Source organism: Streptomyces sp. bgisy027 (genome assembly GCF_057710365.1).
On the sequence record NZ_JBYIVZ010000033.1, the window covers coordinates 108,121 to 120,810 of the forward strand.

At 72.1% G+C, this 12,690-nt stretch carries 14 protein-coding genes and 1 pseudogene; 4 read left to right on the plus strand and 11 right to left on the minus strand.

Annotation, left to right across the window (positions count from 1 at the left end; all coding sequences use genetic code 11):
- Positions 1–10: 10 nt before the first annotated feature.
- From AC3ETA_RS30185 to AC3ETA_RS30215, 7 genes and pseudogenes are all read right to left on the minus strand, one after another.
- Positions 11–1,879, minus strand: coding sequence for an ATP-binding SpoIIE family protein phosphatase (locus AC3ETA_RS30185; RefSeq protein ID WP_432196045.1), 1,869 nt, complete (start codon positions 1,877–1,879; stop codon positions 11–13).
- A 64-nt stretch (positions 1,880–1,943) separates the two neighbouring features.
- Positions 1,944–2,645 (minus strand): class I SAM-dependent DNA methyltransferase, encoded by a 702-nt coding sequence (locus AC3ETA_RS30190; RefSeq protein WP_432196046.1) that lies wholly within the window; start codon positions 2,643–2,645, stop codon positions 1,944–1,946.
- A 126-nt stretch (positions 2,646–2,771) separates the two neighbouring features.
- Positions 2,772–3,356: an MFS transporter gene (locus tag AC3ETA_RS30195; RefSeq protein ID WP_432196062.1), complete on the minus strand. Its 585-nt coding sequence runs from the start codon at positions 3,354–3,356 to the stop codon at positions 2,772–2,774.
- 184 nt (positions 3,357–3,540) lie between these two features.
- A pseudogene (locus AC3ETA_RS30200) lies at positions 3,541–3,823 on the minus strand (MarR family transcriptional regulator); the annotation flags it as partial.
- Between the two features lie 134 nt (positions 3,824–3,957).
- On the minus strand, positions 3,958–5,430 hold the full coding sequence (locus AC3ETA_RS30205) for an FAD-binding protein (protein ID WP_432196047.1): 1,473 nt from the start codon (positions 5,428–5,430) through the stop codon (positions 3,958–3,960).
- A gap of 99 nt (positions 5,431–5,529) precedes the next feature.
- Positions 5,530–5,835, minus strand: a complete 306-nt coding sequence (locus tag AC3ETA_RS30210) for a hypothetical protein (protein ID WP_432196048.1) — start codon at positions 5,833–5,835, stop codon at positions 5,530–5,532.
- A 112-nt stretch (positions 5,836–5,947) separates the two neighbouring features.
- Positions 5,948–7,762, minus strand: a complete 1,815-nt coding sequence (locus tag AC3ETA_RS30215; RefSeq protein ID WP_432196049.1) for an ABC transporter ATP-binding protein — start codon at positions 7,760–7,762, stop codon at positions 5,948–5,950.
- A gap of 241 nt (positions 7,763–8,003) precedes the next feature.
- Here AC3ETA_RS30215 and AC3ETA_RS30220 point away from each other — a divergent pair, with 241 nt between their 5' ends.
- Both AC3ETA_RS30220 and AC3ETA_RS30225 read left to right on the plus strand, forming a co-directional pair.
- Complete coding sequence (locus AC3ETA_RS30220) at positions 8,004–8,156, plus strand: hypothetical protein (RefSeq protein WP_432196050.1); 153 nt, start codon at positions 8,004–8,006, stop codon at positions 8,154–8,156.
- A gap of 135 nt (positions 8,157–8,291) precedes the next feature.
- Entirely contained in the window at positions 8,292–8,699 is a 408-nt protein-coding gene (locus AC3ETA_RS30225) for a hypothetical protein (protein WP_432196063.1), read from the plus strand.
- 71 nt (positions 8,700–8,770) lie between these two features.
- Here AC3ETA_RS30225 and AC3ETA_RS30230 read toward each other — a convergent pair whose 3' ends face one another.
- From AC3ETA_RS30230 to AC3ETA_RS30240, 3 genes are all read right to left on the minus strand, one after another.
- Positions 8,771–9,697 (minus strand): GNAT family N-acetyltransferase, encoded by a 927-nt coding sequence (locus AC3ETA_RS30230; protein WP_432196051.1) that lies wholly within the window; start codon positions 9,695–9,697, stop codon positions 8,771–8,773.
- 82 nt (positions 9,698–9,779) lie between these two features.
- Complete coding sequence (locus tag AC3ETA_RS30235; RefSeq protein WP_432196052.1) at positions 9,780–10,175, minus strand: peptidase M23; 396 nt, start codon at positions 10,173–10,175, stop codon at positions 9,780–9,782.
- 32 nt (positions 10,176–10,207) lie between these two features.
- Positions 10,208–10,582 (minus strand): SH3 domain-containing protein, encoded by a 375-nt coding sequence (locus AC3ETA_RS30240; RefSeq protein ID WP_432196053.1) that lies wholly within the window; start codon positions 10,580–10,582, stop codon positions 10,208–10,210.
- Positions 10,583–10,800: 218 nt separating this feature from the next.
- Between AC3ETA_RS30240 and AC3ETA_RS30245 the strand changes: the two genes are divergently transcribed.
- Positions 10,801–11,250 (plus strand): hypothetical protein, encoded by a 450-nt coding sequence (locus AC3ETA_RS30245; RefSeq protein WP_432196054.1) that lies wholly within the window; start codon positions 10,801–10,803, stop codon positions 11,248–11,250.
- An 82-nt stretch (positions 11,251–11,332) separates the two neighbouring features.
- Positions 11,333–12,136, plus strand: a complete 804-nt coding sequence (locus tag AC3ETA_RS30250) for a DUF817 domain-containing protein (protein ID WP_432196055.1) — start codon at positions 11,333–11,335, stop codon at positions 12,134–12,136.
- Positions 12,137–12,196: 60 nt separating this feature from the next.
- Here AC3ETA_RS30250 and AC3ETA_RS30255 read toward each other — a convergent pair whose 3' ends face one another.
- Complete coding sequence (locus AC3ETA_RS30255) at positions 12,197–12,523, minus strand: antibiotic biosynthesis monooxygenase family protein (protein ID WP_432196056.1); 327 nt, start codon at positions 12,521–12,523, stop codon at positions 12,197–12,199.
- Positions 12,524–12,690: the final 167 nt, after the last annotated feature.

Below are 12,690 nucleotides of genomic sequence, written 5' to 3' on the forward strand. Positions count from 1 at the left end.
GTGCGTGAAGTCAGGGCACTCCGGGAGTGCGGGGCAGCGGTTGTTCGAACCAGACCACCTTGCCCGTGCTCAGCCTCGTCGCGCCCCAGCGCTGGGCGAGCTGGTCGACCAGGAACAGCCCTCGGCCGCCCTCGTCGCTCAGCCGGGCGTGCTGCATCCTCGGCACCACCGTGGAGTCGTCACCCACCTCGCAGCGCAGCACGTCGGTGTGGAGCAGTCTCAGGGTGATCGGCCGGGTGGCGAACCGCACCGCGTTCGCCACCACCTCGCTGACCAGCAGCTCGGTGGTCTCCACCAGGGAGTCCAGACCCCAGTCGGTCAGCGTGCGGCGGGTCAGCCGGCGCGCCTGACCGGCGGTCTGCGGGCGAGGCGCCATGTACCAGTAGGCGACGGTCTCCGGCAGGATGCCCTCGAACCGGGCGGCCAGCAGCGCGATGTCGTCGTCGCGTTCCCCGGAGCCCAGCGCGCCGAGGGCCGCGTCACACAGATCCTCCAGCGCCGGTGCGGCGGGACCGCGGGCGGCCGTGCCCAGCCGGGCGCACAGCCGCTCCACCCCGGTCACGACGTCCGAGTCACGGGACTCGACCAGGCCGTCGGTGTACAGCAGCAGCGTCGCCCCGGCCGGCGCGTGCGTCTCGACGGACTCGAAGCCGCCGCTGCCGACGCCGATCGGCGCTCCCGGCGGGGCTTCGAGGACCTCGACGCCGCCGTCGGGACGCAGCAGCACCGGCGGCAGATGGCCGGCATTGGACACGAGCAGCCGGTGCAGCACCGGGTCGTACAGGGCGTACAGGCAGGTCGCCGTGTGCTCGCTGCCCAGCCGGCCCGCCTGGTCGTCGAGGTGGTGCAGCACCTCGTCCGGGGGCAGGTCCAGCCCGGCCAGGGTCTGCACACTGGTGCGCAGCTGGCCCATGATCGCGGCCGAGGTCATGGAGTGGCCCATCACATCGCCGATGACCAGGGCGACCCGGTTTCCCGGCAGTGGGATGGCGTCGTACCAGTCGCCGCCGACCTGCGCGGTGCGCGAGGACGGCAGATAGCGGCTGGCCAGCCGGATGCCGGACGGTTTCGGCAGCGACGGCGGGAGCATCGTGCGCTGCAGGGTGTTCGCGACGGACGCCTCACGCTCGTACAGCATCGCCTTCTCCAGTCCGAGCGCGGTGTGCGTGGCGAGCTGGGAGGCCACGAGGAGATCGTCGGCGGTGAAGTCCTCCCGGCCGGCTTCGCGGGTGAGCAGGACGCTGCCCAGGGCGTGGCTGCGGCCGTGCAGCGGGGCGAGGATCAGCCGTTGCCCCGGAGGGAGCGCCGGGGGAGCGTCCGTCGTACCGAGCAGCTCTGCCGCGGCGGAGGCCACACCCGGGGTCTCGCCCAGGGCCGGCCGCCCGTCCCGGAGCAGTGCGGCGAGCGGGCTGCCGGGGACCGGGCGCACGGTCTTCGCGGCCTGGAGGTCGTGCGGGTCGGCCGGGGCCGGCCCGGCGTCCGGAGCGTCCGGGTCCCGGCGTTCGGAGCGGTCGGTGCAGTGCAGTTGCAGGACGCCCGGATCGGCGGCGGTCTCGTCGCCGACCGGTAGCGGGGCGTAGAGGTGGACGTACGCCCGGTCGGCGAAGGCCGGGACAGCTGCCCGGCACAGTTCCCAAAGGGTCTCGTCCAGGTTCATGCCGCGGGCGATCCGCCGGGTCGCGGCGTCCAGGTAGCGCAACCGGTCGGTCAGCGGCCCGGCGAGGTCCGGTCCCGGTGCCTCGCCTGGCGGGGCCGGGGGAGGAGGCGGCGCGGACGCGGGCGCCGGATCGGGGCGCTGCGGGCGGTGCGGCGCAGCACCGTCACGCATGCCGGGTGTCTGCTCCCGGATGCCGTCACCGCCTCCGAGCTGCTTCGCCATGCCCGTCCTCGTGCCTCCCCTTCCGGCTGTGCGGCCCGCCTCGGAGCGGGCGGACCAGAAGTCGTCACGCCCGCCGTGCGCAGCGCAGGAAGATCTGCACCTCGGGCTGGATGTCGGCGGCCGCCGGCGCGTAGGTGTACGAGGACTCGCCGGCGATCTCGAAGCCCGCCCCCTGGACGACCTCGCGCAGTTCGTCGCCGAGGTAGCCGGAGACGCGGATGTTGCTTCCGATGAAGGGGATCGTGAAGTCGTCCACATCGGCCTCCACCATCGACAGCGCGAACAGGCCCCCGGGAACGAGCAGGTGGTGGACGGTCCGCAGAGCGAGCGGGATCTCGCCGCGCGGCAGCATGAGCAGGGAGAAGAAGGCGGTCACCGCGTGGAAGCGGCCGAGGTCCAGGGGGCCGCCGGGCCGCAGATCCGCGATGTCCGCCCGGTGGAACACCCCGCCGGGCACATGGCCGCGGGCCAGCGCGACCATGCGCTCCGACAGATCCACCCCTACGACGTCGAAGCCCGCCAGAGCCAGCTGGCGCGCGGTCGGGAGCCCGGTGCCGCAGCCCAGGTCCAGGACCCGGGATCCGGTCCGCAGGGACCCGATGAGCCAGTCGGCGGCGGAGATCTGGCCCTCCTTGTGCGGGAAGGCCTCGTCGTAGCGGTCGCCGATCACGTCGAAGGCCTCGGCCTGACCTGTGCGGTCGAGCCGTAGAGTCCCGTAGTCGAGCCCGTCGGCAGGGTCGCTCACAAGGAATCCCCTCGCAGGCATGATGGTCGATGTTTCTTACTTCACACAGGTGTGAGGTTGTTCATGTCGATGTGACCAATGATGCCCGACTTTGACGACAGTTCTCATGCCGAGATCCCCTGAATCCCGGCGTGAGAGATCCGTCGGCTACGGCGCCACCTCCTCCAGCTGCCCGCCGCTCGTCTCCTCCGTTGCCACGCCCGCCGTGAGCGACCCGACGAGGGCCACCGCGGCGAGCGTCACGAAGACGGCGCCGAGCGCGCCGCCCGCGCACACCGCGCCGACGACGATCGGCCCGTGGAAGCGGGAGCCGTAGACGGTGGGCAGCCAGGACGAGATGCCGTAGTTGACGAAGCAGCCGCAGAACCACAGGTCGCGGACCACCAGGGTGCGCCTGCGGTAGCGGCCGGTGAGGAGCTCGCGCGGGCCGCTCCTGGCCTGGGACTCGTGTGCGACGGGTGCCGTGGGCGCCGGCTGCGGCAGCGGCTCGCCCGTGATCTTCTCCACCTTCGCCTCGATCGAGGCCATCGTCGCGAGCGCCTCCTCGTGCCGGCCGTGGTCCGCGACCCGGCGCGGCGACTCGGGCACACAGCGCACGACCAGCACGCACAGCACGCCCGGGATCGCGGCGAGGCCGAACCTCCAGCGCCAGCCGAGCAGCGGCTCCCCGATGCCCACGTCCAGACAGACTCGGACGCCGCAGCGCTCGGCCGGGTCTACCCTGCGCGCCACGCCCTGCACGGCGAGGCCGCCGCCGTCCTGCCCGCGCTGACCGGGGCCGCCGTCCGCGCCGACGCCGACTGGCCGGCCCGGGGCACCGCCGTGCGCGAGGAGGTCCGGGCCGCCCTCCACGACGACATCGGACCGAGGCCGCCCTCTGCGACGCCCTCGCCGCAGCGCTGCCGCGTGGTGCCGTGGTCACACCCGCTGAGGAGATCGGACCGGAGGCTGGCCAGCTGACCGGCCGTGAGCCGATACGGCGCGCCCGCCCTGCGCAGCGCCGTGAGGACGTCGAACCCGGCCACGGACCGCCCGTGCTGCTCGATCTGCGCCGTGAGCCGCGACTGGTACCGGAGGTTGGCACGGTGCAGCCGCGCCGGCACCTCCAGCGGCGAGGTGTCCAGCCCGGGGCGCTCGCGCGCCCAGTCCTCCACGAGGCGCGCCACGGCGCCCGGCCGCCCCGCCCTGCGCTGAGCCATGTCGTCCCCTCACGGCTGGTCCTGTCGTGAAACGCGGGCTCAGTGGCCCCGCGCACCTCCTGAGAAATCTGAGCCCTGAGACAACCGCGGCGAACATCCACGGTCGTCCACCGCTGCGGGGGCGCCGCGTGGGCTCAGAAGATGCCCTGGCCGGGGACGAGGATCCCCCGCGGGTCGTAGGTGCGCCTGGCCCGCGCCAGCCGTGGCCAGGCCGGGCCGAAGTGGTCGCGCCAGTCCGCGCGGGTGAACGGGATGCTGCCGACCGGGTACTGGGTGCCGCCGGCCGAGGCGGCGAGGTCGTAGGCGGACCGGTTGGCCGCCAGCAGCCGGTCGACGGTGGCCGTGTCGTCGGGCGGCGTCGTGCGCAGGACGGCGAAGAGGTACGGCGTCGCGTCGTCGGGCGCCCGCAGCAGCGGCGTGGTGAGGCGGTCGCGCCGGACCGGATAGACGAGGACGACGCCGGGCCCCAGATCGGCCGGGGTCAGGGCGTCCAGCATCCGGGAGACCAGGGCGGCGGCCGACCTGCCGGGAAGCAGCAGGTTGAGCCAGGGGTGCGCCCAGTCCCAGAGGCCGGCCTCCTTCAGTGCGGCGACGGAAGGGGCCAGTCGGTCCAGGAAGTCGTAGTAGGAGAGGTCGGCGATCTGGACGCCGGAGGAGTTGTGGCGCAGGCCGCGCAGCAGGACCGCGTCGTCCGGTGCGGGGCCGGCGGGCGGGCCGTAGGCCACCGCCTCCAGGGTGTGCACCCGGAACGCGCCCTCGGGGTCCGCCGAGACCTGGCCCTCGACGTAGTCGAAGCGTCCCTCGCGCACCAGGGCCCGCTGGTCCTCCAGGAAGGTGTCCAGGTCGTCGTACGGCAGCAGGTAGTGGCGTACGGTCCGCGGGGCGCGCACCAGGCGGACGGTGGCGGCGACGATGACGGCGCACTGCCCGAGTCCGGCCAGGACGGCGTGGAAGAGGTCGGGGCGCCGGGACCGGGAGCAGCGCACGAACTCGCCGGCGCCGGTGACGACCTGGAGCTCGGTGACGTTGTCGACCTGGGCGCCCCACCGATGGGTCTGGCCGCCGATGCCGCCGGCGGAGAGGGTGCCGCCGACGGACAGTTCGAGATAGTCGGTGAACACCGGCGGGGTGAGACCGTGCGCGATGGTGGCCTTGGCCAGCTCGCTCCATCTGATGCCGGCGCCGACGGTGACGGTTGAGCTGTGCGGCCCGAGGGGGCCGATGCGGGTGAGGGGCGCGGTCTCGATGACCAGGCCGCCCTGGACCTGCGCCTGCCCCTGGGTGGTGTGCCCCTGCCCGCGCGGGGCCACCGGCAGCCGGTGCGTGTTGCAGAACCGGACCATGGTCACGACGTCGCGGACCGACCCGGGGCGCAGCACGGCCACCGGGCGGCGGTGCACGATATGGCCGAAGTCGTCGGACGCGGCCGCCAGGGACGCCTCGTCCGTGCTCAGTGTGCCGTCGAGCGGCGGGATCCCCACCAGGTCCGATGCGTCCGCCGTGGCGGTCGTGGCCCAGGTGCGGGTGGTTGGGGCGAAGCCGATCACGGCCGCGCCGGTGACCGTGAGTCCGCGCAGAACGGTACGTCGCGACGGCGTGTGGGACATGCGGGGCCACCTCACGAACTATCGGGAATCACCAAGTCCGGGTCATCCTAGGTGAGTTGGCTCGGCGTCGCGGGAACGAAACGCGCACCTCCCGCCGCGTCAGCCGGATGCGCCCCCGCGCGCCTCCAGCGTGCGCCGCGCGTGCGCGAGGAAGCCCTCCAGGGCGAGGTCGAAGGACAGGTCCGTACGGCTCTCGCCGAGTGCGGCGAGCGCCTCGGCGAGCCGTGGGGTCGCCGAGACGTCGGCGATCTCCCCCATGGCCTCGGGGCCGGCGAGACGTCCCTCGGCGGCCGTGTCGCCGAGGGGTTCCGCGCCGACCCGTCCGCGCTGGGTGCCGATCCCGTCGGCGCGGGCGCCGACGAGGTCGCCGAGGCGCCGGTGCGCCGGTGCGCCGGTGCGTCTCACCGTGACGGGCGGACACGTCGTGCACCGCGTGGTCCCAGCGGTTCGACGTGCGGCGCCGCCTGCGTCCCGGCCGGGGCCGCACGTCTTCAAGGGCCGGACTCGCGCGCGGACTTCAGGGCAGTTCGGCCCGCTCCGGGCTCTCGTCGAGGAAGCCGCCCGACTGGTGCTGCCACAGCTTGGCGTAGGCGCCGTCCCTCGCGAGCAGTTCGTCGTGGCTGCCCTGCTCGACGATCTGTCCGCGGTCGAGCACGACGAGCCGGTCCATGGTGGCGACCGTGCTCAACCGGTGCGCCACCACGAGCGCCGTCCGCCCCTCCATGAGCCGCCACAGCGCCTCCTGAACGAGGATCTCGCTTTCCGAGTCCAGGGCGCTGGTGGCTTCGTCGAGCAGCAGGATCGGTGCGTCGCGCAGGATCGCCCGGGCCAGCGCCACCCGCTGGCGCTGACCGCCCGACAGCTTGATGCCGCGCTCGCCCACCATGGTGTCGAATCCCAGCGGCAGCGCGTCGGCGAACTCCGTGACATGTGCCGCCTCGGCCGCGCTCCGGATCTCGGCGTCGTCCGCGTCCGGCCGGCCGAAGGCGATGTTGTCCCGCAGCGTGCGGTGGAACATCGCCGGGTCCTGCGGGACGTAGGCGATCTGACCGCGCAGGTCGGTCTGGCGCAGCCGGCTGATGTCCTGGCCCCCGATCAGGATCCGCCCGGCGTCGATGTCGGTCATCCGCAGCAGCAACCGGGTCAGCGTGGTCTTGCCCCCGCCCGACCGGCCCACGAGGCCGATCTTCGCGCCGGCCGGCACCGCCAGGTCGAGTCCGTCGAACAGCGGCCGGCCGGTGGTGTGGGCGAAGGTCACCTTCTCGAAGCGGACGTCGGAGGAGTCGGTCAACAGCGGTTCCGGCGACGGCGGGTCGAGCACCGTCGGCGGAGTCAGCAGCAGCTCGGTGAACTGCGCGGCCTCCGTCATCGAGCTCTCCAGCCGGCGGTAGATCTGGTTGAACTCGAACATGATCCGGGTCGCGTTGCTGTAGTAGGTGAAGGCGACCACGATCGCCTCCACGCCGTGCGCGCCCCCGCCGAGCGTGACCGCCAGCAGCAGACCCAGCGCGTTCGTGAGCACCGACATCGGCGCCACGAAGGTGTCGATGCGCAGGTTGCCGTAGTCCCACGACCGCAGCGTGAGCCGACGGGACGCGGCGACCCGGGAGCGGTGCTCGGCGGCCTCGCGCTCCTCGGCGGCGAACGCCCGCACCGTGTCCATGTTCATCAGGCTGTCGGCGACATGCCCCGACACCCGCGCGATCGCCTCCTCACGCCGGTCGACGAGCGCCTGCCGACGCCGGATCAGCGGCACCACGCACACCGCCGTCACCGTGATCATCGCCAGCAGGCCGACCACCAGCAGCGGTTCGTAGCGCCACAGCACCACCGCGCCGAACGCCAGCGGCACGAACATCCCCACGATCTGGAAGGTCAGCGTGTCCACGAAGGCCTCGAAGCGGGAGGCGAAGCTCAGGACCCGCTTGGTCAGCGACCCGGCGAAGTTGTCGTGGAAGAACGCGGCGTCCTTGGCGAACAGCTCGTCCATTCCGACCACGTACAGATGCTCGATGCCCAGGGCGTCCAGGCGGTTCAGGCAGTGCAGCGCCACGCGCCACAGCGCCTCCGAGAACAGGAGCACACCGACGAAGCCGGCGACGTACGGCAGTGTTGACGCGACGGTGATGTCCCCGTCGCCCGCGATCTCACCGACGAGCTTGGCGACGATCAGCGGTGCCACATAGTTGATTCCGATGTTGCCGACGGCCGACAGCACCATCGTCGGCATCGCCAGCCACTTCAGACGGGCCAACTCCCGCCCGTAGTGACGAAGTGCGAGAAGCACCGACCGCTTGCCCGGCAGAACCCTGCGCGATTCAGGCGTTCCCATCCCACCCCTGTAAGGTCGACTACGTAGAGTTGCTGGTCGAATACGCAGTGTCCCGCCTCCGGGGTGGCGCAGTCCAAGTGTTTTCCTGGCCGGCGGGAGCGTGCGGGGGGCGTACGGGGCAGACGGAGCCGCGACTTTCCCGTACCACAAGTAACATGATCCACTTTTCCCTCAGGTGCGCTGCACGTCACCGCGGCACCCGCTCGGCCGCCCCCTTCCTTCCAACACCCAGAGGACTTCCATGTCGTCCCAAGGCGATGCCCTCCACCAGGCACGGACCGACTATGAGCAGCACATGCGGACCTGTCGCCAGTGCTACGCCGACAACGAGCGGTGCGCGGTCGCGAAGCATCTGCTGCGGCTGTACAACAACGCCCGAAGAAGCGGTGGGTGAGCGGGCGTAGGAGATCGCTGACGTTCCGGGCGGCCGGCCCGGGCGCACGGTGTACGCGGAGTGTGCGAGGCTCAACTGCCCTGACCCGTGGAGGACTTCGTGCGACGCCTGCCCCGCTCACCGTCCGGCTGGACCATGGCCGGGTTCGGTGTCCTCGCCGCCGCCCTGGGCGTGGTGGGGCTCATCGCCCCGGACGTCCTGCTCAGGCTGATGGGGTTCACGCCCGTGCCGGACTCCCGGCGTGCCGAAGGGGACCATACGACGGTCTTCCTGACGGCGTCCTCCATGGCGGCGCTCAACATGGGCGTCTACTACGTGCTGGCCGCGCTCTCCGACTGGAAGGCGTTCTTCCGCTGGACCGTCCCCTTCCGCCTGCTGACCTGCGCGGTCTTCACCCTGGCGGTGATCGGCGGGCGGGCACCGTCCGGATTCCTCGGCGTGGGACTGTGGGAGGGCATCGGCGCGATCGTCACGGGCGCGGCTCTCCGGTACGAGCAACGGCGCGCACCCGCCACGGACATGGAAGTGGACCCGGCGGTCTGACGCGCGGGCGTGGACCTGGTGGGCAGGCGCCGGGAGCCGGTGAATCACTGCGGTCCCGGGGCCCCGGCCCGTCACTTCAGGACCGTCTCCCAGGTGTCGACGGCGTAGTGCACGGCCATCCCGTGCCGTTCGTACAGCGCGGGAGCGCCCGTGGAGTTGGAGGTGTCCACGCCGAGTCCCACCGTCTCCCGGCCCCGCCCGGCGAAGGCGGCGAACGCGTGCCTCAGCAGCAGGCCGCCGAGCCCAGCGCCCCGCGCCTCGCGCAGCACGCCTATGCTCCGGATCCAGCCCATGGCCTCACGGTCGTCGCGTGCCATGAGGAACCCGGCGTCGCCGACTTCCTCGGTGCCGGCGATCCACACCATGGACCAGTCGAGGTTGTCCGCGTCGACGTCGTGCAGCCACCGGTCGTAGGCGCGCGGCTGGAAGTCGAAGTGCTCGGCGAAGCTCGACTGGTACAGCGCGTGGACGCGCGCTCGGTCCGCCTCGTCGGCGCACGCCCGCAGTGTCACGTCGGCCGGAAGTTCCGGCGCGAGGTCCTCGGCGGCGTCCAGGGGCCGTTGCAGCACGTGATAGCGCCGCACGGCGTACCAGCCGCGGCGCGTGATCAAGTCGGTGTCGAGGGTGGGCCCGGTGTTGAGGTGCAGATGCACCACCGCCCTGGCCGCACCGTTCTCACGGGCCCTGTCCAGGGCGCGGGCCTCCATCGCGTCCAGGACCAGCTCACCGGCCGCCTGGTGATCGGGGAGCACATAGTGGTCGACGTCGACGCGCTCGCCCCCCGACTCGTCCCACAGCAAGCCGTACGCCACCAGCCGTTCGCCGTCGAAGGCCAGCCAGGAGTCGCGTTCCAGGGCGATGTCGGGCCGCTTCAGATCGGCCTCGACGGTGTGCAGGTCGGTCTCGGGCCGGCCGATCTCGATCCGGTCGACTTCGTTGAGGAGCTCGGTGACGGTGGCCGCGTCGGTGAGGCCGGCCGGACGAAGGACGTAGGGCATGGCCTCAGGGTCGGGGCAGGGCGGGGCGGCCGCAACGGGTTTTCGCCGGCCGCCCCGCCCTGCCCCTGCCTCGCGCCGGGCGTCAGCAGTCGGGTACGCCGGCGATCTTCTCGCCGCCCCGGATGTAGAGGTTGTTCACCCACGCGATGTCGCTGCCGGCGAACTCCTGCACGGCGGTCCACCAGTTGTTGCCGCCGACGGCGGGGTCATGGACGTACTGGCCCTGGGTCTGGCACACGGCGTCCAGCCAGTACTGCGAACGGACCGCGAGCCGTGGCGAGTCGGCCGTCGGCCGGCTGCGCAGGTTGACGTCCGTCGCCCAGATGTAGACGTCGGTCAGGGTCGGATCGCCGTTGTCGGCGGCCGCGACGGCGGAGCTGCCGGCCCTCGGCGCGGCCTCGGCCGTGACGGCGAGGGTGCCGACGGAGAGCGCGGCCACCGCCAGAACGGTGGCGCAGCGGCGCAGCTGTGTCTTCATGTGTGTCCCCCGGTGGTGGAAGGTGATGGCGGTCAGCAGGTCGCGGAAGCGGGCAGGTCGCCGTAGTCGTTGCCCTTGAGGTACACGGCGCTCACGTAGCCCTCGACGAGCTTGACCCACACGTCGTTGGTGTAGCCGTGGTCGCTGATGGTCTCGCCGCGCACCCAGCAGTAGGCGCCGCGCGGCTGGTTGGCCGCGACGCTGCCGACCTTGTCGTAGGAGCGTGCCGGGCCGGAGCGGACGTTGACCGTCTCGTAGGGCACGACGGCGTACGGCGCGGCCATGATGCGGGCGCCGCCCTGGTCCGCGTCGGAGGCGGCGACGGCGGTCGCCGCGGTGAGCGGACCGAGCAGGGCGAGCGCGCCGACGCCGACGAGCGCGGCCCGGGCGATGGTGCGACTGGGCATGGATGTCCCCCTGTTTGCGGCTGTGCGGAGTGTTCCGGCGAGTCGTTCGCCGACGTCTCGAACCCTAGGGAAGGGCGGTGGCCAAGGGACCCTGACACTTATCAGGTACCGCTCCGGCGATACGGGCCCCTACGGTCCTGACGACGAGGAATGCGAAGCCGGACGACGGCAGGCACCACCGTCACGACGACACCACCGACCCATGAAAGAGGGCTCGCATGCGCCGCCGTACAGTTCAGACCCTGCTGGCCGCATCGGGCGCCGCCGCGATGCTGGCGCTCACCCCGGTCGCCGCCGACGCCGCATCCTTCTCGGGCGGCAACTACGGGGCCTACGGATTCGAGGGCCAGTACCCGACCGTCGGCGGCTGCACCGGAAGCTTCCGGCAGGTCGGGCCGACCAAGACCGCCTCGGGCATGTCCCTGAAGTACTTCTACTCCGACAGGTGCGGCTCCTACGCCCGCATCGACAACTCCCGCGCCAACTGCGCCGCCGTCACCGAGCGCTCGAACTCCGGGGCGGGCAACGCGGACGGCTGGGTCTCGGAGACCGTCGACCCGGGCATCAACTACGCCTACACGAAGATCGGCAACAACCTCGGCGGCCGCGTCTCACGCGCCCTGCTGACGTGCGACGGGCACGTCCTGACGTACACGAACTGGTACTGACCGCCGCGAGGCGGCTCGGCGCCGGCACGGCCCGGTCGGGAACGGGGGCAACCGACCGGGCCGTGTGCTCGTCCTAGGGATCATGCTCACCATCGGCATCATCGGCCCCCTGGGTGCGGCGCTGCGCCAGCTCCTTCAGTTCGCATGGCTCCAGACTCGGTCCTGCGCCTTCGCCATCGCCCTGATGTCCGGCGTGGCGGCGTCCACCCTGCTGCCCGGCCTGCCCGTGGCCCGCTACGACCTGCTCGTCGTCTACGGGGTGCTGCTGACGCTGCTGTTCTGGCTGCGCGGCTGGGAGAACGGGCGGGACATCGGCGTCATCGCCGTCTGCCATGTCATCGGCCTGGCGTTCGAGCTGGTGAAGGTGTCCCTCGGCTCATGGAGCTATCCGGAGCCGGCCGTCCTGAAGTTCGCGGGGGTCCCGCTGTACGGGGGGTTCCTGTACGCGGCCGTGGGCAGTTACATCTGCCGGGCCTGGCAGCTCTTCGACCTTGAGCTGGTGCGCTACCGGCCCCGCTGGACGGCCCTGGTCGCCGCGGGGATCTACATCAACTTCTTCAGCCACCACTGGCTGCCGGACGCGCGCTGGCTGCTGGCAGCGCTGCTGCTGGCCGTCACCGCCGGCACCTCCGTGCGGTACACCGTGCGCGGTGTCCGCCGCCGGATGCCGCTCGCCCTGTCGTTCGTCCTGATCGGCTTCTTCCTGTGGGTCGCGGAGAACTTCGCCACCTACGTGGGCGCCTGGCGCTATCCGTACCAGATGGACGGCTGGCAGCCCGTGGGCGTGGAGAAGTTCGGCGCCTGGTCCCTGCTGATCAGCGTCACGTTCGTCCTGGCGGCGGTCGCCCGATCACGTCGGGAGCGGGCGAGGACCGCAGCGCGGTAGGCCGGGAAGGGGAGACGGCGGGGGCGGACCCCCGCCGTCTCGCGCGGCACACCAGGCGCGCTACTGGCCCTTGGGGCCCGCCTGCTGCACGACCTCGAAGGACCACAGCGTGGACCCGCTCGCGGCCGGCTTGGGACGCTCGCCCTCCGTGGCACCGCCCTGGTGGGCCGACTTCATGGGGCCCTCCATCCACGCCCGGAAGGACTCCTCGTCCCGCCAGCGCGTGTACACGAGGTAGGTGTCGGTGCCCTCGACCGGCCGCAGGAGCTCGAACCACTCGAACCCGTCGGAGCCCTCCACGGCGTGCGCACGGGAGGCGAAGCGCTTCTCCAGCGTCTCGCGCTGCTCGGCGGGGACGGTCAGTACGTTGATCTTGACTACGCTCATGGTGCTCATCCTGCCGCACGGCCGCCGACGGACACGCGGCGGCTCGTGCATCAGGCGACCGGGGCCACCCGGCGGCCAAGGCCTGGTGCGGAAGTGGCGCCTGGCGCGCGACGCCCGGCACGCCCTGTCGCCGCACCGCCCGAAAGCCCGAGTACGCCCGGTACGAG

Excerpts from the sequence above, each read along its gene's own strand:
- AC3ETA_RS30245 (WP_432196054.1), top strand. The coding sequence starts at position 10,801 with ATGCGCCGCCGTACAGTTCAGACCCTGCTGGCCGCATCGGGCGCCGCC.
- AC3ETA_RS30205 (WP_432196047.1), bottom strand. The coding sequence starts at position 5,430 with ATGTCCCACACGCCGTCGCGACGTACCGTTCTGCGCGGACTCACGGTC.
- AC3ETA_RS30185 (WP_432196045.1), bottom strand. The coding sequence starts at position 1,879 with ATGGCGAAGCAGCTCGGAGGCGGTGACGGCATCCGGGAGCAGACACCC.
- AC3ETA_RS30220 (WP_432196050.1), top strand. The coding sequence starts at position 8,004 with ATGTCGTCCCAAGGCGATGCCCTCCACCAGGCACGGACCGACTATGAG.
- AC3ETA_RS30215 (WP_432196049.1), bottom strand. The coding sequence starts at position 7,762 with ATGGGAACGCCTGAATCGCGCAGGGTTCTGCCGGGCAAGCGGTCGGTG.
- AC3ETA_RS30235 (WP_432196052.1), bottom strand. The coding sequence starts at position 10,175 with ATGAAGACACAGCTGCGCCGCTGCGCCACCGTTCTGGCGGTGGCCGCG.
- AC3ETA_RS30250 (WP_432196055.1), top strand. The coding sequence starts at position 11,333 with ATGCTCACCATCGGCATCATCGGCCCCCTGGGTGCGGCGCTGCGCCAG.
- AC3ETA_RS30255 (WP_432196056.1), bottom strand. The coding sequence starts at position 12,523 with ATGAGCGTAGTCAAGATCAACGTACTGACCGTCCCCGCCGAGCAGCGC.
- AC3ETA_RS30230 (WP_432196051.1), bottom strand. The coding sequence starts at position 9,697 with ATGCCCTACGTCCTTCGTCCGGCCGGCCTCACCGACGCGGCCACCGTC.
- AC3ETA_RS30240 (WP_432196053.1), bottom strand. The coding sequence starts at position 10,582 with ATGCCCAGTCGCACCATCGCCCGGGCCGCGCTCGTCGGCGTCGGCGCG.
- AC3ETA_RS30225 (WP_432196063.1), top strand. The coding sequence starts at position 8,292 with ATGGCCGGGTTCGGTGTCCTCGCCGCCGCCCTGGGCGTGGTGGGGCTC.
- AC3ETA_RS30190 (WP_432196046.1), bottom strand. The coding sequence starts at position 2,645 with ATGCCTGCGAGGGGATTCCTTGTGAGCGACCCTGCCGACGGGCTCGAC.